This is a genomic window from Coleofasciculus sp. E2-BRE-01, assembly GCF_040221695.1.
GTDB lineage: Bacteria > Cyanobacteriota > Cyanobacteriia > Cyanobacteriales > Coleofasciculaceae > Coleofasciculus.
Map to the genome: position 1 here is coordinate 16025 of NZ_JAVKEA010000063.1, position 23846 is coordinate 39870.

General features: G+C 46.1%; 26 protein-coding genes. 11 read left to right on the forward strand and 15 right to left on the reverse strand.

From position 1 onward, the window contains the following. The first annotated feature begins 47 nt into the window (after nucleotides 1-47). On the forward strand, nucleotides 48-2327 hold the full coding sequence (locus RIG66_RS07825; RefSeq protein WP_446376820.1) for a response regulator: 2280 nt from the start codon (nucleotides 48-50) through the stop codon (nucleotides 2325-2327). 194 nt (nucleotides 2328-2521) lie between these two features. Here the strand turns inward: RIG66_RS07825 and RIG66_RS07830 are convergent, their stop codons facing one another. The 5 genes from RIG66_RS07830 to RIG66_RS07850 form a co-directional block, all read right to left on the reverse strand. Then, nucleotides 2522-2836: a DUF4926 domain-containing protein gene (locus RIG66_RS07830; protein WP_446376822.1), complete on the reverse strand. Its 315-nt coding sequence runs from the start codon at nucleotides 2834-2836 to the stop codon at nucleotides 2522-2524. Further along, nucleotides 2833-3183: a DUF6883 domain-containing protein gene (locus tag RIG66_RS07835; RefSeq protein WP_446357145.1), complete on the reverse strand. Its 351-nt coding sequence runs from the start codon at nucleotides 3181-3183 to the stop codon at nucleotides 2833-2835. The genes RIG66_RS07830 and RIG66_RS07835 overlap by 4 nt, the downstream gene beginning before the upstream one ends. Before the next feature lie 129 nt (nucleotides 3184-3312). Then, entirely contained in the window at nucleotides 3313-4329 is a 1017-nt protein-coding gene (locus RIG66_RS07840) for a serine/threonine protein kinase (protein WP_446376824.1), read from the reverse strand. Nucleotides 4330-4379: 50 nt separating this feature from the next. Continuing rightward, entirely contained in the window at nucleotides 4380-4556 is a 177-nt protein-coding gene (locus RIG66_RS07845; RefSeq protein WP_446376826.1) for a hypothetical protein, read from the reverse strand. Between the two features lie 20 nt (nucleotides 4557-4576). Continuing rightward, nucleotides 4577-6037, reverse strand: a complete 1461-nt coding sequence (locus RIG66_RS07850) for a sensor histidine kinase (RefSeq protein WP_446376828.1) — start codon at nucleotides 6035-6037, stop codon at nucleotides 4577-4579. 556 nt (nucleotides 6038-6593) lie between these two features. Here RIG66_RS07850 and petJ point away from each other — a divergent pair. Next, nucleotides 6594-6926 carry a cytochrome c6 PetJ gene (gene petJ / locus RIG66_RS07855; RefSeq protein WP_446376830.1) on the forward strand — a complete coding sequence of 111 codons (333 nt, stop codon included), beginning with the start codon at nucleotides 6594-6596 and terminating at the stop codon, nucleotides 6924-6926. A 203-nt stretch (nucleotides 6927-7129) separates the two neighbouring features. Here the strand turns inward: petJ and RIG66_RS07860 are convergent, their stop codons facing one another. The 9 genes from RIG66_RS07860 to RIG66_RS07900 all read right to left on the reverse strand — a co-directional run bounded on the left by RIG66_RS07860 (nucleotide 7130) and on the right by RIG66_RS07900 (nucleotide 13808). Then, nucleotides 7130-8080, reverse strand: coding sequence for a F0F1 ATP synthase subunit gamma (locus RIG66_RS07860; protein ID WP_446376832.1), 951 nt, complete (start codon nucleotides 8078-8080; stop codon nucleotides 7130-7132). Between the two features lie 74 nt (nucleotides 8081-8154). Continuing rightward, nucleotides 8155-9672 carry a F0F1 ATP synthase subunit alpha gene (gene atpA, locus RIG66_RS07865; RefSeq protein ID WP_446376834.1) on the reverse strand — a complete coding sequence of 506 codons (1518 nt, stop codon included), beginning with the start codon at nucleotides 9670-9672 and terminating at the stop codon, nucleotides 8155-8157. Nucleotides 9673-9806: 134 nt separating this feature from the next. Beyond that, entirely contained in the window at nucleotides 9807-10364 is a 558-nt protein-coding gene (gene atpH / locus RIG66_RS07870; protein ID WP_446376836.1) for an ATP synthase F1 subunit delta, read from the reverse strand. A gap of 5 nt (nucleotides 10365-10369) precedes the next feature. Continuing rightward, nucleotides 10370-10897, reverse strand: coding sequence for a F0F1 ATP synthase subunit B (locus tag RIG66_RS07875; RefSeq protein WP_446376838.1), 528 nt, complete (start codon nucleotides 10895-10897; stop codon nucleotides 10370-10372). 170 nt (nucleotides 10898-11067) lie between these two features. Further along, on the reverse strand, nucleotides 11068-11559 hold the full coding sequence (locus RIG66_RS07880) for a F0F1 ATP synthase subunit B' (protein WP_446347962.1): 492 nt from the start codon (nucleotides 11557-11559) through the stop codon (nucleotides 11068-11070). 142 nt (nucleotides 11560-11701) lie between these two features. Continuing rightward, nucleotides 11702-11947, reverse strand: a complete 246-nt coding sequence (atpE, locus tag RIG66_RS07885; protein WP_006102085.1) for an ATP synthase F0 subunit C — start codon at nucleotides 11945-11947, stop codon at nucleotides 11702-11704. Nucleotides 11948-12093: 146 nt separating this feature from the next. Then, nucleotides 12094-12834 (reverse strand): F0F1 ATP synthase subunit A, encoded by a 741-nt coding sequence (gene atpB / locus RIG66_RS07890; RefSeq protein WP_446376840.1) that lies wholly within the window; start codon nucleotides 12832-12834, stop codon nucleotides 12094-12096. Nucleotides 12835-13033: 199 nt separating this feature from the next. Then, entirely contained in the window at nucleotides 13034-13387 is a 354-nt protein-coding gene (locus RIG66_RS07895) for an ATP synthase subunit I (protein WP_446340727.1), read from the reverse strand. Nucleotides 13388-13622: 235 nt separating this feature from the next. Further along, nucleotides 13623-13808: a hypothetical protein gene (locus RIG66_RS07900; protein WP_446376842.1), complete on the reverse strand. Its 186-nt coding sequence runs from the start codon at nucleotides 13806-13808 to the stop codon at nucleotides 13623-13625. Nucleotides 13809-13814: 6 nt separating this feature from the next. On the opposite strand from RIG66_RS07900, the gene larC reads away from it, so the two are divergent. The 8 genes from larC (at nucleotide 13815) to RIG66_RS07940 (ending at nucleotide 22146) form a co-directional block, all read left to right on the forward strand. Beyond that, the gene (gene larC, locus RIG66_RS07905; RefSeq protein ID WP_446376844.1) at nucleotides 13815-15104 is read left to right on the forward strand and encodes a nickel pincer cofactor biosynthesis protein LarC; all 1290 of its coding nucleotides are present in this window, start codon (nucleotides 13815-13817) and stop codon (nucleotides 15102-15104) included. Nucleotides 15105-15110: 6 nt separating this feature from the next. Beyond that, nucleotides 15111-15287, forward strand: coding sequence for a hypothetical protein (locus RIG66_RS07910; protein ID WP_446376846.1), 177 nt, complete (start codon nucleotides 15111-15113; stop codon nucleotides 15285-15287). A gap of 157 nt (nucleotides 15288-15444) precedes the next feature. Continuing rightward, on the forward strand, nucleotides 15445-15657 hold the full coding sequence (locus RIG66_RS07915; protein ID WP_446376848.1) for a DUF2997 domain-containing protein: 213 nt from the start codon (nucleotides 15445-15447) through the stop codon (nucleotides 15655-15657). A 13-nt stretch (nucleotides 15658-15670) separates the two neighbouring features. Then, nucleotides 15671-16213, forward strand: coding sequence for a nucleotide exchange factor GrpE (locus RIG66_RS07920; protein ID WP_446376850.1), 543 nt, complete (start codon nucleotides 15671-15673; stop codon nucleotides 16211-16213). 110 nt (nucleotides 16214-16323) lie between these two features. Beyond that, nucleotides 16324-17910, forward strand: a complete 1587-nt coding sequence (locus RIG66_RS07925; RefSeq protein ID WP_446376852.1) for an Hsp70 family protein — start codon at nucleotides 16324-16326, stop codon at nucleotides 17908-17910. A 381-nt stretch (nucleotides 17911-18291) separates the two neighbouring features. After that, nucleotides 18292-19107: an aminotransferase class IV gene (locus tag RIG66_RS07930; protein WP_446376854.1), complete on the forward strand. Its 816-nt coding sequence runs from the start codon at nucleotides 18292-18294 to the stop codon at nucleotides 19105-19107. Between the two features lie 164 nt (nucleotides 19108-19271). Then, entirely contained in the window at nucleotides 19272-21110 is a 1839-nt protein-coding gene (gene ftsH3 / locus RIG66_RS07935) for an ATP-dependent zinc metalloprotease FtsH3 (RefSeq protein WP_446376856.1), read from the forward strand. A 406-nt stretch (nucleotides 21111-21516) separates the two neighbouring features. Continuing rightward, on the forward strand, nucleotides 21517-22146 hold the full coding sequence (locus RIG66_RS07940) for a Uma2 family endonuclease (protein ID WP_446376858.1): 630 nt from the start codon (nucleotides 21517-21519) through the stop codon (nucleotides 22144-22146). 210 nt (nucleotides 22147-22356) lie between these two features. On the opposite strand, the gene RIG66_RS07945 is transcribed toward RIG66_RS07940, so the two are convergent. Continuing rightward, nucleotides 22357-22860 carry a hypothetical protein gene (locus RIG66_RS07945; RefSeq protein ID WP_446376860.1) on the reverse strand — a complete coding sequence of 168 codons (504 nt, stop codon included), beginning with the start codon at nucleotides 22858-22860 and terminating at the stop codon, nucleotides 22357-22359. Between the two features lie 233 nt (nucleotides 22861-23093). Between RIG66_RS07945 and RIG66_RS07950 the strand changes: the two genes are divergently transcribed. Further along, complete coding sequence (locus tag RIG66_RS07950; RefSeq protein ID WP_446376862.1) at nucleotides 23094-23624, forward strand: NUDIX hydrolase; 531 nt, start codon at nucleotides 23094-23096, stop codon at nucleotides 23622-23624. Nucleotides 23625-23846 lie beyond the last annotated feature (222 nt).

Genomic DNA, 23846 nt, shown 5'->3' on the forward strand with positions numbered 1-23846 from the left:
AAACTTAACCAATATTTATGTTGACAGCCTTGTTTCCTGCCTCCCAAATGTCAGTTTCTCAGAACAAATTTTCAAAAGAAACAATTTTAATCGTTGATGACTCTCCTGACAATTTAAGGGTCTTACGAAAACTTTTAACCGAACAAGGATATACCGTCAGAGTATCCCTGAATGGGCGACAGGCACTTCAGTCTGTTGACATCATGCAGCCTGACTTAATTTTACTCGATATTTTAATGCCCGATATAGATGGGTATCAAGTCTGTCAACAGTTAAAAGCCAATCCGGAAAGCCAAACTATTCCGATCATTTTTATCAGCGCCCTAAACAAATCTTTTGATAAAGTAAAAGCGTTTGAAATTGGGGCGGCTGACTATATCAGTAAACCCATTGAAACCCAAGAAGTTTTAGCCCGAATCGAGAATCAGTTACACATCTTACGATTACAACGGCAACTGAAGCAAGATAATGCCCGGTTAACCCAGGAAATCCAAGAACGCCAAAACACTGAAGTCCAACTGCGTAAAAGTGAAGCGTCACTCTTGCAAGCCCAAAGAATTGCCCAAATCGGGAGTTGGGAATTTGATGTCCGCACCCAAAAAGTTACTTGGTCAAGGGAAAAATATCGTATCTTTGGACTTGATCCCAATTCGTCAGCGATTACCTATGAGGACATTATCCAACGCATTCATCCGGATGATCAACCTCTATTTAAAGAAACCGTCCAGGAGGCGATCGCCTCAGGAGAACCTTACGATATCGAGTTTCGAGTCATACGCCCTAATGGGCAAATTCGCTATGTTGAATCTAGAGGAGAAGCGATTATCAATGACCAAGGGCAAGTGATTCAACTCTTCGGAATTGCCGTGGATATGACCGAACGCAAACGGCGACAAGAAGCATTGCGATTAATCGTAGAAGGAACCGCCGCCACCACAGGAGATAAATTTCTGCGTTCTTGTGTGCGTTATTTAGCGGAAGTTCTCCAAGTTCGTTACGCCTTTATTTCCACCTTTGCCAATCCTGCAGGAACACGAGTTCGCACATCATCCTATTGGACGGGTGAAACCTGGAGTGAAAACATTGAATATGATTTAAAAGATACTCCCTGTGAAAATGTATTTGCGGGTAAGGCTTGCCACTATCCTAAAAACTTGCAACAACTATTTCCCCAGGATCACTTTTTACAAGAGATTAATGTCCACAGCTACTTTGGCAGTCCCTTGAAAGATTCCGAGGGAAAGCTGGTCGGTATTTTAACAGTATTAGACGATAAAATGATGCCGTTAAGCGTTGAAAAACGGATGATTTTACAGATATTTATTGCCCGTGCTGGGGCGGAACTAGAACGCCTGCAAGCGGAAGCAGAATTACAACAATCGGAAGCACGAAAACGGCAAAAAGCACGAGAATTAAAACTGACATTATCGGAATTAAAACAGACGCAATCTCAACTGGTGCAATCTAAAAAAATGTCCAGTCTGGGGCAAATGGTTGCCGGAGTCGCCCACGAAATTAACAATCCAGCTACATTTATTGCTGGGAATATTCCCATCGCTCGTCAATATTTCAATGATTTAATTAAATTAATCCAACTTTACCAGGATGTTTGCCCGAATCATCATTCCGAGATTCAAGATTGTATTGAAGACATTGAATTAGAGTTTTTACAAGAGGATCTACCCCAATTGATGAACTCAATGAATGTCGGTGTGAATCGAATTCATCAGATTGTCAAGTCACTGCGACGATTTTCGGGGTTAGATGAAGCCAAACTGAAAGCGGTGAATATTCATGTGGGCATTGATACAACGCTGGTTTTGATGGAACACCGATTGCGTGAAACTAATATTCAAGTGATTAAAGCGTATAGTCAAATTCCCTTGCTTACCTGTTACGCCAATCAATTAAATCAAGTCATTATGATGGTGCTGGAAAATGCGATTGATGCGTTGCAAACCGATAGCAAATTTTACAATTCCCAATTAGGATTCGTTCCCACGATTAGAATTAGCACCGAACTCAGGCAAAGTAAGACGAAGGTAGACGGGAAGGAAGAAATGGGTAAAGCAGAAGCAGATGATGACTGTTTAGATTCTATTGGTTTCTCCTCCAAGTTTATTGTGATTCGGATTTCTGATAATGGAATCGGCATGAGTGAGGAAATACAAGAAAAAATATTTGACCCATTTTTTACGACTAAACCTGTAGGAAGTGGTACAGGTTTGGGGTTAGCAATTAGCCACCAGATTATCGTGGACAAACACAAGGGTAATATTCAATGTTTTTCTGTACCGGATCAAGGAACAGCTAAAATTGTGGAATAGATTTGACGTTTAACCCTGAATTTCGACAGGCTCAATTGCCGCGAAGTCGAAGGGTTAAACCGGGCGCACGCCATGCGCCCCTACGGTTTTGGGGCTAATGGTTAATTCATCAAATAAGGTATGCCACGCCACTACGGTATATCTGATCATCTACGATTATGCCTTCAGTGAGATATTTCAAGGGTTAGGGGGATTTATGCTTTTTGATAGAGAAAGCAGGCAAAGTTTAGCAGTTCTTTCCGTTTTTCTTCGGACAAATGATTGATCATAAAAGTTACTTTATCGGCTGTGGTGAGCCATTGTTTGGTTTGGGCTTGCCAAACAACAATAAATTGCTGAGTGGAAAGAGGACAAAGGGCAGTTGTTTCCCCAGTTTCGTTGATAAATTCTACTTCAAAGTGGTTTTTATCTAGACATTCAACAATTGTGCCTTGATTGCCAATAAATAGATTGTGTTCTGGCAGGTTTACCAGCAATTCTATAATATCAAGGATTTCTGGTTTAATCATGATCTTTTTTTAATAAAAATAGTGACTAATCGAGCTTGTTTAGAGTTTTCGGGAATTAACCAACCTGTCCGCACAGTTTCAATTTGTTGGGGTTCGATTCCTTGAATATCGAGATCGACTTGGTATCTTGTGCCATACTGATCTTGGTTTTGGGGGATAGCTTCAGCATCAAGAACTTTTTGATTAATTTGTTCGAGTAAGGGTTGATAATTGTCTTTAGTATAGCCTAAGTGTTGAGCAAACATTAAGGCTTTGTTTTTGCCTTTGGGGTTTTCTGGATCTAGGGCATAATTGGTTAGTTTACGAGGATCGATAACTATTTCATCGACCAGTTCTCTTAGTTTCAATAGTTTTTCCTCTTTTAATCTCTTTAACAAACATAACTTTACCTCATCACAAATTTACTAATGACAAACTCTCTTCTGATGCCACTCAGAAGGATAGGGGGTCATAGGAGCGATCGCGCGATCGCACAGTTATTCTTCGGTTTCTGGTGATTTTAAGTATAAGGGGGATAAGGTTGAGGAGTTGACATCTGGAGAAGATTCAGGAATGATGTTTTCCCAAAATCCTGTTCCTTCAAGACTGGCAGATACCACGCCAGCGACGATGCCAACTACCCCTAAAATCCCAACAACCATCGCCCAACGGGGTTGTTTGCCTAATCCAGAGATCACACCCTCTCGCTGTAGTCCCAACAATTTCAACCAATCCAGCACCGACTTGGGGCGTGCTTCGGGTTCGAGTTTCATTCCCGCCAAAATTGCTTTATTGACACGCTGAGAAATTTGAGAATTAATCTGTTTTGGCGGAATTAAATCCGCCTTACCCTTTTGGCGATCGCTAGAGGTGGCGGGTAGCTTCCCGGTTAAGAGGACATACAGCGTTGCAGCCAGAGAATAGACATCCGTAAAGGTGCCGCGCGATCGCGTCTTCGACTGAAGTTCAATCGGGGCAAAAACTTCATCTTGCCATCCCACGGTTACGGGATACTCAAATTTCCCGCCCAGGTCAAAATCAATCAGTACCGCCTGATATTGACCCGCCCTCACCATAATATTGGCAGGTTTGACATTCTGATGCAGCAATCCCTGCTGATGGGCAGCGATCAGCGCTTCCCCCATCTGCTGGATATAACTCAACGCTTCCTTTTCGGGTAACACTCGTTGAGACAGGTTCCCTAGACTCTTTCCCTGAATGTACTCCATCGCCAGACAAAAAAACTGTCCTTCAACGAATGTCTTGTACACCTGGATGACATGAGGATGCCGACAGCCTTCTAGCCGCCGCGCCTCATTGACAAACTTACATTTGAGACTTTCCCGACGTAAAGGAGTTAGCTTTTTGAGTCGATCCTCATTCAGCGTTTTGATGACCAGTTCGTTTCCTTGTGCATCTGTCGCTAGGTAGGTAATACTGAAACCCGCCTTGCCTAATGTCTTTTCAATGGTGTATTGACCATTGTGTAGTTTCTGCCCTATTATCCACGCCATCGCCTGTGCATTTAAACCCTTTGTTCTTATTTTGGCAGATTTGTCATTTGTCAGGGAACAGGGAACAGGGAACAGGGAACAGGGAACAGGCAATGGGCTATAAAAATTTTGTCTCCCATCTCCCCCATCTTCCCCATCTCCCTCATCTCCCCCATTTCCCCCATCTCCCCCATCTCCCCCATCTCCCCCATCTCCCCCATCTCCCCCATCTCCCCCATCTCCCCCATCTCCCCCATCTCCCCCATCCCTACTGCACCAAGGGAATCGCCACGATAAACTGGGTTCCCTTTCCCTCCTGGGAAATACAGCGGATTTGACCCTGATGCTTGTCCACGACGATATTATGGGCGATGGATAACCCTAACCCTGTCCCCTTCCCCGTGGGTTTGGTGGTAAAGAAGGGATCAAATAAGTGATCCTGAGTCGCTTTTGGCATTCCGGGTCCATTATCGGCAATGGTAATCACCGCCCACGGCGTCTGAGACGCGCGATCGCACTCTGAAAGTATCCCCTGTTTCTGCCAATATTCCCCCCTTTGTACGGCTGTAGAAATTGTAATTTTTCGCGGTTCAGGCTGATTTTCTAAGGCATCAATCGCATTGGCAATCAGATTCATAAATACTTGATTAAGCTGACTGCCATAACACATTACAGGCGGCAGATCCCCATAATTTTTAATCACCTGAATTTCCGGGCGTTCCGCTTTGGCTTTGAGGCGATTGTGCAGAATCAATAAGGTACTCTCTAACCCTTGATGAATATCAACAAACTTCATCTGCTGCTCATCCAGCCGTGAAAAATTCCGCAAAGACAGCACAATGTCTCGGATGCGGTTGGCTCCGATTTGCATAGACGACACCATTTTGGGTAAATCTTCAACAATAAACTCGATATCTTCCTCCTCAACAACGGCTTCAATCTCAGGTATTTCCACGGGACAATGTTTCTGGTAAAGCGCCAAAACCTGTAACACACTGTTAACATACTCGCGAGTATGAACCAGATTGCCGTAAATAAAATTGACCGGATTATTAATTTCGTGAGCAATTCCAGCCAGTAGTTGACCCACGCTGGACATTTTTTCGCTTTGAATCAGTTGACTCTGGGTTTGTTTAAGCTTCTCCAATGCCTCTTCGAGTTGTTGGGCTTGTTGTCGTGCCTTCAGTTCCGATTGTTGCAAGGCTTGTTCTACCTGCTTGCGCTCGGTGATATCAAAGCGAATGGCTAAATATTGGTAGATTTCTCCCTGTTCATCCAAAAAAGGAACAACAGTAGTATCCACCCAATAATAGGTTCCGTCTTTAGCTTTATTTTTGATTTCGCCTTTCCAGACTTTTCCCGATGCGATCGTCGTCCAGAATTCTTTAAAAAATGCTGGCGGATGATGACCCGATTTGATCAGGCGATGCGTTTTGCCAATTAACTCTTCTCGACGATATTGTGATATTTCGCAAAATTTATCATTGACATAGTGAATCACGCCCTGTTTATCGGTAAGCGCCACAATTGCGGCTCGATCTAAGGCAAATTCTAAATCGGATAATTCTTTAAGCGTTCGCTCCAAATTCCTATTCACAAAGTTTTGCTGCCCAATCCCTAGATTCGCTAAAGTCTCTATACCTACAGCGTCTTTGAATCCTGTATTTATCCGTCCATTGGTTTGATAATTATAGGAACTCTCTTGCTGATGAAGCTTTTTTGCTGTCATTTCAGGTTTCCCTTTACTTAAGTAAATATATTTAGATTTACGGATTAACCACCGCTTTGAGGATATTTTAGGCGTTTGTCAATCAGTAAGATGTGATTTACTTCACCAATTGGGGGTATTTATCGTAAAAAAAATCGAGTAAATTTGAGTTTTGTATCAAATAGTATGAGATTTATTACAAACCGTTTTCAAACTTAATCTTTCCTTAAAAGTTAATCAATGTTCCGGATTGCTGATTCATCGTTCAAGCTCTAATTTAATTTTTTCTCCCCCGGCTCCCTCCGCTTCCCCTGCTCCCAGACGTGCCATGGCACGTCTCTACATTGGCTTCCCCAGCTTCCCCAGCTCCCCCAGCTTCCCGGTGTCTTGGCTATTTGACTTTGGGACGAAACTCTGGATTAGGCGCGTATCCTGGTAAAATTTGTAGAAAGGCAGACACTATTGCATCATGCCTATAGCATCGGATTGATGGATTAGGTCAATTCTGTCCCACATTGCTGCAATTGATAATTGAGCAATAATACTTACTGTCTGTTTTGAGAAGAGGAGAACTACTTTGAAGAAAATTCTGTCCATCATTTTACTCGCCGTCGCCGTGTTTGGTTTGGCATTCAGTCGTCCGGCTCTAGCTGCTGATACGACAAAAGGAGGTCAAATCTTTGGTGCCAACTGTGCCGCTTGCCATATAGGGGGCAACAACGTGGTTATGGCAAATAAGACCCTGAAAAAAGATGCCTTGGAGAAGTATGGCATGGACTCCATGGATGCAATTGTCTACCAGGTAACAAACGGAAAAGGAGCGATGCCTGCTTTTGGCGGACGCTTAAGCGATTCCGACATTGAAAACGTTGCTGCTTATGTGTTAGAGCAAGCTGAAACGGGCTGGTAATTCAGATCCGTTACATTATTGTAGAGACGTTGCATGCAACGTCTCTACAGTCTTGTTTGGGGTGGGTTAATTCTTGGGAACGGGGCGGGTTGATTCACCTCTGGCTCACTATGGCACATCTCTACCTAACCCCAATCCCCCACATAAAAAGCGCCTGAGTGTACCCAGACGCTTTGATTGAAGTGAATATTTAGAGAGTGATACTAACCCCCAAGGGCGCTGGCACCACCAACGACTTCCAGAATTTCTTGCGTAATCGAAGCTTGTCGCGCTTTGTTGTAAGACAGGCTGAGCGTGCCAATCAATTCAGTGGCATTATCACTGGCGTTGTTCATCGCCGTCATCCGGGCGGCTAATTCGCTAGCGGCTGATTCTTGTAATGCCCGCAGTAACTGGTTGTTCAAATACAGGGGTAGCAAGGCATCCAAAATTTGTACCGGATCTTGTTCAAAGATCATGTCACGCGGTAAGGGACGACTTTCCGTTGTCACCTTTTCCCGTTCCACCTCAAATTCACCACCGCGAGTGGTGAGGCGGAAGATCTCATCATCTTGGGCTTCTAATCCTTGAGCGGTTAAAGGCAACAAGGTTTGTACCACGGGGCGAGAACTAATTAAGGAGACAAACTTGGTATAAACCAGTTCAACCCGATCCACGGTATCCGATAGGAACAATGACAGCAATTCATCGGCAATCATTGAGGCTTCGGTTGACGTGGGAATTTGTTCTAAGCCCGTGTATTTGGCGTCAATCGGCTGCTCCCGGCGCTCAAAGTATTGGATCGCTTTGCGCCCGATTAAGACATATTTGTAGTCGATGCCTTCTTTCTGGAGTTCCTTGGCGCGGTTTTCGGCACGGCGGATCACGTTATTATTGTAACCGCCACACAAACCGCGATCGCCAGACACGACGAGTAAGCCCACCGACTTGACGTCCCGTTGTTTGAGCAAGGGTAAGTCAGCCTCTTCAAACCGGAGACGATTCTGCAACCCATAGAGGACTTGTGCCAACCGATCAGCAAAGGGACGAGTTGATGTCACCTGTTCTTGGGCGCGACGCACTTTCGCCGCTGCCACCAGACGCATCGCTTCGGTAATTTTCTGAGTATTTTTGACGGATTTTATGCGATCGCGAATCGCTTTTAAATTAGGCATAGTTTGTTTATTGTTAACGGTTGATTATCCATGGTTCATGGCGTATTACCGATGAACCATGAACCATGAACGCATTACACAGAGACTAAGAATGTCTGCTTGTATTCACTCAAAGCTTCCTTGAGCAGGTTTTCGGCGTCTTCGGTGAGGACTTTCTTATCTTTGATAATCTCACCAAACTGTTGCTTGCTGGTTTTCAAGTATTCCCGCAGTCCCTTAGTGAACGCGGTGACTTTCTCCACCTCAATGTCATCTAAGTAGCCATTGATCCCGGCGTAGACGAGGGCAACTTGCTCATACACGGACAAGGGTGAGTATTGGGGTTGCTTGAGCAGTTCCCGTAACCTTGCGCCCCGTGACAATTGGTCTTGGGTGGCTTTGTCTAAGTCTGAGGCAAACTGGGCGAAGGCTTGCAGGTCATCAAACTGTGCCAAATCCAGTTTCAGTTTACCTGCCACTTTTTTAATGGCTTTGGTTTGAGCCGCAGACCCCACCCGTGATACGGAAATACCGGGGTTAATCGCCGGACGTAGACCGGAGTTAAATAAGTCAGCCGACAAGAAGATCTGACCGTCAGTGATCGAAATCACGTTGGTGGGAATATAGGCGGATACGTCACCGGCTTGGGTTTCAATAATTGGCAGCGCGGTCATACTGCCCCCACCCAAGTCGTCATTCAATTTAGCTGCCCGTTCTAACAAGCGAGAGTGGAGATAGAATACATCCCCAGGATAGGCTTCCCGACCCGGTGGGCGGCGCAGCAGCAAGGACATCTGGCGATAGGCTTGGGCTTGCTTGGACAGGTCATCGTAGATCACCAGCGTCGCTTTGCCGTTATACATAAAGTATTCGGCAATAGAGGCTCCGGTATAGGGTGCCAGATATTGCAGGGTGGCGGGGTCACTGGCGTTAGCGGCAACGATAACGGTGTAATCTAATGCGCCTCTCTCTTCCAGCGCATTGACCACTTGAGACACGGTAGATGCCTTTTGACCGACAGCGACGTAGACACAGATAACGTCTTCTTCTTTCTGGTTGAGAATCGTATCAATTGCGATCGCGGTTTTTCCGGTTTGGCGATCGCCAATAATTAACTCTCGTTGTCCCCGTCCCACGGGAATCATGGCGTCAATCGCGGTAATTCCGGTTTGCAGGGGTTCATACACAGAACGCCGTGCAATAATACCGGGAGCCGAGGATTCAATTAGACGAGATTCGCCGCTTTGAATCTCTCCCTTGCCATCAATCGGTCGTGCTAAGGCATCGACAACCCGACCAATGAGTGCTTCACCCACGGGAACCTGAGCGATTTTCCCGGTAGCCGTGACAGAACTCCCTTCCTGGATGTCGCGCCCTTCACCCATGAGTACGGCGCCGACATTATCTTCTTCCAAGTTCAGGGCAATCCCAACTGTCCCATCTTCAAACTCGACCAATTCCCCAGCCATGCACTGATCTAAGCCATAGATCCGGGCAATACCGTCACCAACTTGCAGAACGGTACCAACGTTAGAGACTTTGACCTCTTGGTCGTATTGTTCGATTTGCTGACGAATAATGCTGCTAATTTCGTCGGGTCTAATGCTTACCATTAAACTAATCCCTCTACTTTTTTGTCTTATGTCATTGGTCTTATGTCATTGGTCATTCGTCATTTGCCTTGTGAATTTAGCTTATGACTTATCACAGACGTAGACTGCTACATCTGGAACATGACGTTTGACATTTAAGTCGAACGACTCAAGCTCACACCAATACGACGCAGTTGTCCACGCAGACTGGCATCAACAACTTGAGACCCCACTTTAATAATCACACCACCGAGTAAATCGGCGTCAACTTGGGTATCTAGTTCTACATCTTGGGCATTGGTCATGGTGAGAACTTTCTGACGCACCGCCTGCTTTTGGTCGTCATTGAGTTCAACAGCGGAGACGACTTCAGCTAAAACCGTCTGTTTTAACTCCCGCAAGAGTGCTTGATACTGCTTACATACGTCTCTCAGAAACAGAATGCGCCGTCGCTCTACGAGAATCTTTAAAAAATTCACCATGTAGGGGTGAATTTGATCCCCGCTGATTTGTTCTAAGACGGCTTTTTTGTCATCGGCTTTGACAATCGGATTGCCTAAAAATTGCTCCAATTCCTCTGATTCTTTCAAAGTATCGAGCAACGCGGCAACGTCTTCACCGAATTTATCCACGAGGTTATGTTCTTGAGCCACAGACATCAACGCCTCTGCATACGGCTCAACTACCTCCGCGCTAAATGAACTTCCTTTCATAATTATCAGGCTCCTACTCGCTCGATGCTGCGGTCAACTAAGGTATGCTGTGCTGAGTCATCCAACTGACTTTTGAGTTGCGACTCGACACGCTCCATAGCTAGGGCGACCACCTGCTGGCGAAGTTGTGCGATCGCACGTTCCCGTTCTGAGTTTAAATCCTGAACGGCTGACGCTTTCATCCGTTCCACATCTTTAACCGACGCAGCCAAAACTGATTCTCTAGCGGCGTTGGCATTTTCTTCTGCTTTTGCCCGAATCTTTTCGGCTTCCGCTTGCGCTTGTGCCAGCTTTTGCTGAGCATCCGCTAACGAGGCAGCGGCGTCTTTTTGCTGCTTTTCGGCATCGCTGATGGATTCTTCAATACTGGAACGTCGCTCCGATAGGGTATTCCCTAAAAATGATCGCCCAAAGTAAATCAGTACCCCGATAATAATCACCAAATTAATTACATTGGTTTCTAAAATATCGAGGTTTAGACCAAATCCTCCTTCGGCGGTAGCTAAAATTGAAAAACTACCCATAATAGCCATATACACCTGCTTTAATTGAAAACTGCTATGCGGCTTTACCGCTAACGCTGGGTAACGTTTAAACGGGCTGGAATTTTTGTCCGGCGTTATTTTTGATCACACCACAGACAAAAGACTAGGGGTGTGAAACTCTCGCAAACCCCTGCTTCGCTACCCGGATAAAGCCGACATTACTTAACCAACTCTGGTCCAACAAGTTTTTCCAGAATCTGACGCGAAAGCGAATCCACTTCTTGTTCTAAGGATGTCATCGCTTCAGCTTTTTGTTGGTCAATTTCTTTTTGGGCTTGCTCTCGTTGTGCCTGGGCTTCCGCTTGAGCTTGAGCCATTTTATCAGCCGCTATTTTCTGAGCATCAGCTGTAGCCGCGGCAATCGTTGCTTGTGACTTGCGACGAGTTTCTGCTAGTTCTTGCTCATACTGTTTCGCCAGATTCTGAGCTTTTTCTAAGCGTTCCCGTGCTTCTAATCGGTTCTGGCGGATGTAGTCATCCCGTCCATCAATGGCGTTACTGAGTGGCTTATAAAAAACCGCATTCAATATCACCACCAAAATTAAAAATTGCAATGCCATCAGAGGTAGGGTGGCATCAAAATCAAATAACCCTCCTTCGGCTGCCTCTTCTGCTGCTTCAACAGCTAGTAAAATTGTCCAATGTATCATGATGTTTTGGTAATCCCACAGCGCACAAAATCCTTAGCTTTTTGGTTGGGATGGGATAGCGTTTTAGATTTCAATATCCTTCCAGATCAATAGCATCCAGACCTCAGTCGTTGGGGTCTGAATGCTCTTGTGGCATAAAGCGTTACGAGAAGGGGTTAGCGAATAATAAGACGAGAGCAACCACCAAACCGTAAATTGTCAGCGCTTCCATGAATGCCAAACTCAGGAGTAAGGTGCCCCGAATTTTACCTTCAGCTTCAGGCTGACGGGCAATCCCTTCTACAGCTTGTCCCGCTGCATTTCCTTGACCAATTCCCGGACCAATTGCCGCTAAACCAACAGCTAAAGCAGCAGCAATAACAGATGCAGCAGAAATTAATGGGTCCATGATATTTTCCTCGCTTTTGACTTTTGACTAAATAACAAACAAACGTGCGTGAAACGCTTACCCTAAACTAATTCGCTAGACACAGCCGAATTTTTTGATTGTTCACAAGACGGAAGTGGCAAATCTTAATCACTAGCTTAAAATCGCTAGTGATGGTCTTCCATCGCCTCTCCGATATAAGCCGCTGCTAGGGTAGCAAAGATCAGCGCCTGAATCGCACTGGTAAATAAACCCAATGCCATCACCGGGAGAGGTACGAACAGGGGAACCAACAGCACCAATACTGCCACCACCAGTTCATCTGCCAAAATGTTGCCAAACAGACGGAAACTGAGGGAGAGAGGTTTGGTAAAATCTTCCAGAACCTTAAACGGCAGTAGGATGGGTGTTGGTTGGGCATAACCAGCAAAATACCCCAAGCCCTTCTTGCTCAGACCCGCGTAAAAATACGCTAAGGAGGTCAGCAGCGCAAAAGCCACTGTAGTATTAATATCACTGGTTGGTGCCGCTAATTCACCTTCGGGTAGCTCAATCAGCTTCCAGGGAACAAGTGCCCCAGACCAATTTGCCACAAAAATGAACAAAAATAACGTCCCCACAAACGGCACCCAGGGACGGTACTCTTTCTCCCCGATCTGATTTTTGGCTAAATCCCGCAAAAATTCCAGGGCATACTCCATAAAATTTTGGAGACCACTGGGAACTCGCTGAATGTTACGGGTAGCAGCAATCGAGGCAATGACAAGAATGGCAATCACGACCCAGGAGGTAATAAAAACCTGACCATGAACCTTCAAATTACCAATATGCCAGTACAGATGCTGACCAACTTCTAATTCAGCAAGGGGGAAAGCATTATAGAACGCCAAACCATCTATCATTTCCATCCGGAGTTCCCCAGCTATCTTCTATCCTTTGGTTGAAACGACTACACAGAACGGATTAGCAATTGTCCATCGAACAATTGCTGAGTCTGTTTCCTGCTTCATCCAAAGGAATTGTCTCCTTTGTCCACAGGCGTTAAGTTCGGGTGTAGCCTACCCTACTGTACTGTTTGGATGCGTTGGCTGCCCTGACAATGGGAACTTACTTTGACGTAGGCAACAAGGTGCTTTGCAGCATATAAGCGATAAGCGCAGCTTTATACGTCAGAAATCCTAAAAATATGGGCAGAATGCGTAAACTCTGCCATTGACTGGCAACGACTAATAGTCCAATCAATAAAGCCAACCGAGTTGAACTCGGACGCCTCTTTTGGACACCTAACCGCTCAACGTCTTTCGCCAACATTCTCAAGTAAACCACACCAACGCACGCCCCGATCAAATAATTCAAGGCGATGTTGAGTGAGTAAAAAATCCAGACAGAGACAAAAACGACCCCTGTCATTGCCAGAGTCACCGACAACAACGCTTGTTTAAGTTGGTAGTACTCTTGCATTGAGGCACTTTCAGGGGAAGTCTGAGAACTCCCTGGCGGACTTTCCTCCGGTGTGGGCTTAGGTTGTACAGAGTTGTCTGACAAGTTCACAGGCAGCAGCAAACGCTAGTCCATCAAAATTGGCTGGATCGCATCTAGCCATAGGCGATCATACCACGCACCAGTAACATTACTTAAAACATTTTTAATCGTTATTTGTCCTTTGTCATTCGTCCTTCGTAAAGTCGGGGCGGGTTTAGTTACATCTGGGTGCAACCAAAAAGATAGTAGTGAAACCCGCCCCTACACAATCTTCCCCTGCTCCCCCTGCTCCCTCTGCTCCCCCTGCTCCCTCTGCTCCCCCTGCTCCCTCTGCTCCCCCATCTCCCCCATCTCCCCATTCCCCGTTCCCTACAATAGACGTGGACCCTTCAGGATTCAAAACGTAATGCCAAAACTCGCCTACCTCGACTGTCAGAGTGGAATTGCTGGTGATATGTGCTTAGGGGCACTCGTGGCAGCAGGAGTGCCGTTAGAGTATTTAAGTGAAAAATTAAAAGGGCTAGGAATTGACCATGAGTATCGGTTAAAGTCAGAATCAGTCCACCGCCAAGGTCAATTAGCCACTAAAGTCCATGTGAATTTGCTCACTCAAGCTCATCACCATGATCACGCTGAACCGTCAGACCATGAGCATAGCCGACACCTGGCAGATATTGAACACTTAATTACAACCGCTGGATTACCCTCACAAGTCGTGGATTGGAGTTTGGCAATCTTTCGCAACTTGGCGGAAGCAGAGGGGGCTGTTCACGGGATGGCACCCGAAGCCGTGCATTTCCATGAAGTGGGTGCTACAGATGCCTTAGTGGATATTGTCGGCACTTGTTTAGGGTTGGATTGGTTGGGCATTGACCGACTCTACTGTTCTCCCTTACCCACAGGAGGCGGTACAGTACAAGCTGCCCATGGTCGATTGCCTGTTCCTGTTCCTGCTGTTTTAAAATTGTGGGAATCTCGGCAAGTCCCTATTTATAGTAACGGTATCGATCGCGAATTAGTCACGCCCACGGGTGCAGCCATTGCGGTTACCCTTGCCACCCAATTTGGACCTCCTCCGGCGATGATTCTGCACAAGATGGGTCATGGCGCGGGAAGCATTGAATTAGCGATTCCGAATATCCTGCGACTTTGGATTGGAGAAGCCTCCGAGTTTGGGATTCAGCTTCAGGGACGAGATACGGCTACTCTCATCAATGATGACCCTTGCCAAGAAACCGTTTGTGTGATAGAAACCCAAATTGATGATTTAAATCCCCAAGTGATTGGGTATGTATTCGAGGTGCTATTTAATGCTGGGGCATTGGATGTATTCACCCAAGCCATTGGCATGAAAAAATCTCGTCCTGGGGTATTACTCACCGTGATCTGCCCACCGGAAAAATTAACCGTTTGTGAAGATATTTTATTTAGAGAAACGACAACCCTTGGTATTCGCCACTTTACCCAGCAACGCACGATTCTGCAACGGGAAATTCAGCGAGTTGAGACCAAGTATGGCAAAGTGCGAGTAAAAGTTGCCAGTCGTGCTTCCGGAGTTCAAAACGCCATCGCCAACGTTCAACCGGAATATGAAGACTGTGCCGCGATCGCACGAGACTATAATTTATCTTGGCGCGAGGTACATCAACTAGCACTCGATGCCTGGTATCGTGCTAATAATCCACCATTGCCATGATGTGGGGTGTCGGGTGTTGGGTGTCGGGTGTTGGGTGTCGGGTGTCGGGTGTCGGGTGTCGGGTGTCGGGTGTGGGAAAGCTGGGGTTGTAGAGACGTTCCGGTGGAACGTCTGGAAGCTGGGGGAGATGAGGGAGAACATTTAAAGTCGTTTAGAGTAAGCTGTTCAGCGTTTAAACCTTAATGTAAAAAATGGCTCTCATCCTTGTAGTACGAGCATCTTGCTCGCTACTAATACCCCATTTAAATGCATCACAGCTTAGAGCTTATCCAAGTAGTATGACACGTTGCTCCGTCTCAGTCCTTTAAACTGTAATTAATTGTTGGGTTCGGTAAGAATTATGGCAGAGTATCAAAAGATCGAATATCGCATTGGCAAGGATGGCAAAATCACCGAAACCGTCATCGGTGCTACCGGATCAAGTTGTACCGAAACCACCAAAGGGATTGAAGCGGATCTCGGAGACGTAGAAACTCAAGAATTGCTGCCAGAATACTATGAAGGTGACGAAACCATAACTACGGATCAAACCACGAGCCTAAATCAATATTAAGAGGAGCGGTAACATGGCTCATGATCTTAACCTCTTGGGGCTTGGTTTATTGCTGTGGTTTATCTTTACCACTTTCCTCATTAGTCGCTTTAGTCCCAAAAAAAGACCTGAAAACCATTCAGCCTCAGTTTCAGTTGCTGACTCCACTCAAATCGAGGAATTAGAGGCACAATGTCAGCGGCTACGTTATGAACTCGAAGCGCGATCGCAGCAACTATCCACAGATATCCAAGATACCACCTTTGAACAACTACGCCCCCTACTGACCAATTATCCCACCGCTTGCCGGATGATTGAAGAACGCCCGGATTTACCAGCTAAAAATTTAGTCGCACTCTTGACTCCATTAGAAAATCTAATTCAGAATTGGGGATATGAACCCATTGGTAAACCCTGGGAACAAGTTCCCTTTAATTCCCAACTACACCAACCTGATGTTGAAGATATCACAGAAGGAGAACTCGTTTATATTCGATTTGTCGGTTATCGAGATCATGATCGAATACTTTGTCCCGCTAAAGTAAGTCGTAACCTACCTAGGGGAGTGTCACATTAATGAGTATGTATGGGCGGGTTTAGGGACTTTGTTTCGCTGTTAATGATAACTTTTGTGCAAAACCCGCCCTGACTAACTTTTGAGTGCGATAACTATTTGACAAATGACAAATGACCAATACAGTTGCCATTGACTTCGGTACGAGCAACACAGTCGTCAGTATACTCGAACCCGATACCAACAATCCCAAAACTATCCGACTCGGTTCACTCTCTCGCCTGTTTAAAACAAACTCAAGTGAATCAGGTATCCCCGTCATTCCTACCCTAGTTTTTATCAAAGACAATAATCAAATACTTCTGGGAGAACAAGTTCGTTCCCAGCGCTTAGGACAATCCCAACCGACTCGCTTTTTTAAAGGGTTTAAACGGGATTTAGCGGCTGATTTTCAACCGCCTCCTCGTCTCATTAATGGTGAATCCTACACCGCTGAATCGGTTTTTGAACAATTTATTCAATCCATCTGGCAGCAACTCAAAGCCCAAAAAATTAACCCCTCTCAGCTTATTTTAACTGTACCTGTGGGCGCATTCGAGCGTTACTTAGATTGGTTTCGCGAGGTGGCACGTCGCCTGGATGTGGAGCAAATCAAACTGGTAGATGAATCCACAGCAGCGGCGTTAGGCTATGCAGTACAGCGTCCTAGTTCCTTAGTATTAGTGGTGGATTTTGGTGGCGGGACACTGGATTTAAGTTTAGTTCGTACTGCACCCCAATTGGATGCAGCCAAGCGCGATCGCGAAACCGTATTACGGGCAGAAGTGTTAGCGAAATCCGATGCATACATCGGGGGAGAAGATGTGGATAGTTGGATTGTTGAAGACTATTTGCATCAGCAAGGATGGTCAAGGGAAGAGATTGGTGAGGTGGGGTGGCAGAATTTATTAGAGTTAGCTGAACGGTTAAAAATTCGCTTATCCAATACTCAGGAGGCGAAGGAGAGTTGGTTAGATGAGGAGACATTTACCTCATATAACTTGCAACTGGATCGGGATAAGTTAGAAGAGATTCTGGAAAATCGCCAGTTTTTGGAACAATTGCGGGAAGCGTTGGATGAAGTTTTGACGATTGCCCTAGGGAAAGGAATTAGTAAGAGTGATATTGAACAGGTGTTGTTAGTGGGGGGGAGTTGTTTAATTCCGGCTGTCCAGCAGTTGATCCGATCCTATTTTGGCAAGACAAAGGTTAAGCTAGATAAGCCCTTTGAAGCCGTGGCATACGGGGCGTTAGCGTTAAATCAAGTGGTGAGTGTGGATGATTATTTGCGCCACAGTTATGCCATTCGCTTATGGGAACCGTATGCTAAAAGTTATTCCTATTTCACCTTATTTGAAAAAGGGATGCAATATCCCTGTGAACGGGGCGAACCGTTAACGTTACAAGTCGCCCTGGAAGGACAACGGGAAATTCGTTTAGATATTGGCGAAGTCGCAGAAATGGCACAAGCTGAAGTGACCTATGATACCTTAGGACGGATGACCAGTAGTCAGTTATCCAAGCAAGCGGCGTATCGTTCTTTGGATAGCGATCGCGAACAGGTTTGTGTAGCGCATTTAGATCCACCGGGACAGGTGGGAGTTGACCGAATTTCCGTTCAATTTGAGGTAGATGAACGGCGGGTTCTGGTGGCGACAGTTAAGGATTTACAGACGGGGAAACTGTTAGTTGAAAAAGGCGCGATCGCGAAATTACAATAGGGCGTTAACTACCGCCGTTATAACCCAGTTCGTGCAGGTGGACTACTGCAACGTGGCGGAAATATTGTAGGGGCGGGTTTAGGGACTAAATTCGGCTATTCCCTAATAAATGAACAACAAAACCCGCCCTAGTGGACTGACACAGCTAAAATTGTGGAATAGATTTTATCATTGAATCGGGCGCACGCCATGCGCCCCTACGGTTTTGGGTCTCCCATTCTAATTCATCAAATAAGGTGTGCCACGCCACTACCTTACAAATGACGTAGCTTGCTTCTCGCGAAGCGAGTATAACGAATGACGAATGACAAATGACAAATGACAAATGACAAATGACAAATGACAAATGACAAATGACAAATGACAAATGACGAATGACGAATGACGAAATTCAGTTATTGGTATAACGGTAAACTTATTCTAGGCGATCGCATCGAACTCGCCATCACTGATCCGGGTTTGATTTACGGCGCGACAACCTTTACCACCCTACGAGTTTACAACCACTCCCTCACCCACCCCTTAACGCATTGGGACGCCCATTGTGCGCGTTTACGTCACAGTTTACAGGTGTTTGGCTGGCAATTCCCCGACTGGGAACGCATCCGCTACGGTGCAGAACAATTACTCCCCTCGTTTCCGGTGTTGAGAATTGTGGTTTTCCCCGATGGGCGAGAATGGATTACGGGGCGTCCTCTCCCCGCTGATTTGAGTGAACGCCAACAGCAGGGAATCATCGCTTGGTTAGCTGAAGTGTCACATTTGCGCCGTTCTTTACCCACCTATAAAACGGGGAATTATTTGGGCGGATGGCTGGCGCTGCAAAACGCCCAACAACTCGGCGCTCAGGAGGCTATATTAGTTGATGATCAGCGGAATTGGTTGGAAACGAGTACGGGGAATCTGTGGGGCGCTAAAGATGGCTGCTGGTGGACACCGCCGATTGAGGAGGGGATATTACCGGGAGTGGCGCGATCGCACCTCATTAGTCGCCTTGAACGACAAGGATTAAAAATTTGCCAAGTTCCTTGGACTCCAAAATTAGTGCAGGAGTTTGACGCGATCGCTTATACCAATAGTGTCATGGAAATCATCCCGATTCATACCGTTCTCACGGCAGATCAACGGTTTGAGTATCGTTCCTGTGCTGGTGGTTTAGCACCGTTGCAGCGTTTATTTGGGGAGTATCAAAAATAATTACAGCCTTCCATTATACCACATCAAGAGGAAATTTGCTAATTCCCCCAGTTTACCAAGAACCAACTTCGCCAAATAGTCTGATAGACGTTAACATTAGTTAATATAATCAGCCGATTCGACGCCATCAGATCACATCCTAAGTCTTAGGAGGAAATTCAGTAGTGAATAAGAAATGGAGAAATGCGGGGCTTTATGCACTACTAGCGATAGTAGTCATCGCCTTGGCAACAACATTTTTAGACCAACCGTCCCAAACGCGGGAAACCTGGAGATACGACCAGTTCATTGATAACGTTAACAGCAAGAAGGTCGAGATCGTTCAACTCAGTTCTGACCGCACTCAGGCAATGGTAACCGCTCAAGACGGTACCCAGTACCAGGTCAACCTGCCTAACGATCCAGAACTAATCAGTATTCTCACCAACAATAACGTAGATATTAAAGTTCGCCCTCAGAGTGATGATGGGTTCTGGTTCAGAACCCTGAGTGGACTCTTCTTCCCGATCCTGCTTCTGGTGGGTTTATTTTTCTTACTGCGGCGGGCGCAAAATGGTCCGGGTTCTCAGGCGATGAACTTCGGCAAATCCAAAGCCCGAGTTCAAATGGAACCGCAAACCCAGGTCACGTTTGGCGATGTCGCCGGGATTGAGCAAGCCAAGCTGGAACTCAACGAAGTGGTTGACTTCCTCAAAAACGCCGATCGCTTCACCGCCATTGGTGCGAAAATTCCCAAAGGCGTGCTGCTGGTTGGACCTCCGGGAACAGGTAAAACCCTCTTAGCGCGTGCTGTTGCTGGGGAAGCTGGTGTACCCTTCTTCTCCATTTCCGGGTCTGAGTTCGTGGAAATGTTCGTCGGTGTGGGTGCGTCTCGTGTCCGCGACTTGTTTGAGCAAGCCAAGAATAGTGCTCCCTGTATCGTATTTATCGATGAAATTGACGCCGTAGGTCGTCAACGGGGTGCTGGCTTAGGCGGCGGTAACGATGAACGGGAGCAAACCCTGAACCAGTTACTGACGGAGATGGATGGATTTGAAGGCAATACGGGTATCATTATTATTGCCGCCACCAACCGTCCTGATGTTCTGGATGCAGCATTATTACGCCCCGGTCGGTTTGACCGTCAGGTGGTCGTGGATCGCCCCGACTACGCCGGACGTTTGGAAATTCTCAACGTTCACGCTCGCGGCAAGACCTTATCCAAGGATGTAGACTTAGAGAAAATTGCCCGTCGGACTCCTGGTTTCACGGGTGCGGATTTATCGAACTTGCTCAACGAAGCGGCGATCTTAGCCGCACGGCGCAACCTCACCGAAATCTCTATGGATGAGGTGAATGACGCCATCGACCGGGTATTGGCTGGACCAGAGAAGAAAGACCGGGTGATGAGCGAGAAGCGCAAGCGGTTAGTCGCGTATCATGAAGCGGGTCACGCGCTGGTGGGTGCGTTAATGCCCGATTATGACCCCGTGCAGAAAATTAGTATTATCCCACGCGGTCGGGCGGGTGGATTAACCTGGTTTACGCCCAGTGAAGACCGGATGGATTCTGGGTTGTATTCCCGTTCCTACCTGCAAAATCAAATGGCGGTAGCGTTGGGGGGACGAATCGCTGAGGAAATTATCTTCGGTGAAGAAGAAGTGACGACGGGGGCGTCGAATGACTTACAGCAAGTCGCCCGTGTCGCCCGACAAATGATCACCCGCTTCGGAATGAGCGATCGCTTGGGTCCTGTGGCACTGGGACGACAGAATGGCAATATGTTCCTAGGACGGGACATTGCCTCTGATCGCGATTTCTCCAACACCACGGCGGCGACAATTGATGAAGAGGTGCGTCAGTTGGTGGATGAAGCCTATCATCGGGCGAAAGATGTCTTAGTGGGTAACAAACACATCCTGGACAAATTATCTGCCATGCTGATTGAGAAAGAAACCGTCGATGCAGAGGAACTGCAAGAACTGTTAGCCGAAAACGACGTGAAGATGGCCGCGATCGTTTAATCCTTAGGTCGGTAATAATAATCTTTAAGGCAGCGTTAGCATACGCTGTCTTTTTTTTGCTAACAATGTTCCAGACGTGCCATGGCTTGTCTGGAAGCAGGAGAAGCTGGTTCTTACTTTTGGGACAACCATCTCTCCAAACCTCTCTCCTGCAAGGATAGAGGCTTTGAATTCTCCTCCTTCCGTGAAAAAAAAGCGCTGTAATTTTTCCCAATGGCTTGTTATGTCAGAACATGGTTTTATGTAGGGGCGGGTTTCACATCTATATTTTCGGTTGCACCCATATGTGACTAAACCCGCCCCGACTCTTGTCGGTTTCGAGTATCAGGACTTACGCACAGCCTCTATTATTCCTCAAACCTTTACGAATGACGTAGCTTGCTTCTCGCGATAGCGAGTATGACAAATGACGAATGACCAAGTGGGTGAAAAGCGAGTAACCTTTCACCATCTCAACTGGCAAGCTTACCAGCAAATCCTGCACGCTTTAGGCGAAAATCGCGCTGCCCGCCTCACTTACAATCTTGGTATTCTGGAGATTACCATACCCCTAGAAGACCACGAATTTGCGGCTCGACTAATTGAATTATTCATTCGCATTTTAGTGGTCGAAATGGGATTAAAAATCAAAACGATGGGATCGACTACCTTAGAACGAGAAGACCTCGATCGCAGTCCAGAACCAGACAATGCTTATTATATTCAAAATCAACATCGTGTCGCTGGGCGCAAAGTCGATCTTCAACATGATCCACCGCCGGATTTAGTGGTTGAAATTGATATCACCCATACCGATATTGACAAATTACAACTCTACGCCAGTTTGGGAGTTCCAGGATTTTGGCGCTATAACGGGCGGATTTGGCGAATTTATCAATGGCAAGCTGGACAATATCAGGAAGTAGAATCTAGTCTAACTTTTCCGTTTATTACCAAAGAAAACCTCTACGACTTTCTCGAACAAGCTCAACAGGACGAAGTAGAAGCAGAACAGGCGTTTCGCGCTTGGGTACGGCAACAGGTTCAACCGTCTTGATTCTTGGGATACTTTTTCCTTGAAATCTTCTGTCCTCTGCTTTTCACTAAGGTGTGATCAGAAAACTGTTCCCTGTTCCCTCACCCTCACCACAATCCTGATTCAGCAATCCCTATAGAGGCACTAAAGTGCCGACTACGAACGAACGAGCAAAATAGTAGGTTGGGTCGAGAAGCGAGACCCAACAAAACTGTTTGTAGTAACTTAATTTTAAAATGAAAAATAAGGAACGCTAGTTCTAACGGGGCAAATATATTTGGAATTAGCCCGCACGAAACAAATATCATTCATTTTGTTGTTGGCGGTTGGCATATCAATGATTACCTTTACCCAGGGTAAACCCCGTTCATCTTTCATAATTGTTGCACCAGCAGGCGCGTTGTCAGCAATGAGAACTGTCTGTTGAGGAAAACGTCGCACCACAGACCATTCTCCGATATTAAAATCATCTTGCCAACCACCAGGGCGAAAGTCTTCTAGCCAAAATTGGCGGAATTCTGGCGAGACGCGACAATTCAAGCCTCTGGGATCAGGATCAACAACCTGCCAACTCCACCAGGTATTCGCGGAGGCGGTATAATCACCTTGAGCGTTGGTTTGGGGTAAGGGTGGCAGTTCATTGGCAAGAAGTTTGCTGGGGAATAGGGCTAACCCCATTGAGATGCCCAAGATCATAGCTTTGAATTTGATTGTCTGAGTTAGATTGGGTTGCATATCTGTAATGCTACTTCTACTTATTGATCCTAGCTTAGAACACTAATCCCGTAATAGAATCATTCCCAAATCAGCTATGGAATATATGGCGCATAAGGGATTAATTTTTGCCAGGTTATTTGTTCATTTATCGGTGAGGCAGGGCGGGTTTTGTTGTTCATTTATGGGTAACAAGTAGATTGAGTGGCTAAACCCGCCCCTACACTTCCGCTCCTACAATTGATGTATAACTTATGATGAGTAAAGAGAAAATTATTTTTAGTACCGATTGGATTACAGTTAAGGAAACAGCTTGGGGGTATCACTACCTAGAACGCAAGGGACGAGATTCTGTGGCGATATTTCTGATTAGAAAACGTCAGAGGAACAGAGGAGACTATGAGGTTCTGATTAGACAGCAGCCCCTTTGTATCCATATTCCCGATATTAATCAAGAGCATAAACTCTATCCTTGTCCCATTACGGGGGGTATCGATGCAGGGGAGTCGCCAGAGGAAGCGGCGATTAGAGAGGTGCATGAAGAAGCGGGATTTTCGGTTCAGGTTTTGCCGTTGGGGAAGTATATTGTCGGAAGTCAAACTAATGAAATTTGTTATATGTATTATGCCGATGTAACGGGTGTAGAGCCGGGGATTGCACAGCAAGATGGTAGTTATTTTGAATCGATTAGCCATAATGAATGGCATCCGTTGGATTATTTGAATCAATGCGATTATTCAGCTTGTCAGATTGGGTATTTTCGGCTCAAATCTATTCTTGGATAAGCACTGATTAAGCCCTGAACTAAAGCCCTGAACTAAAGTACTCGAAGAGAAGCCGCTTCGCGTCTACGGGCTAAAAGCTAAAACCCGTTAAAACGGGTTCAAAGTCTTACTTAGTAAGCTCAAGTAAGCTTTGTTAGGTTTTCTACGTCAACCCAACCTACTGGTGTGGCACAGCTAATTTAATGGATTCGCATTTTCGGATAGCACGCTTTGTGCGCCCAG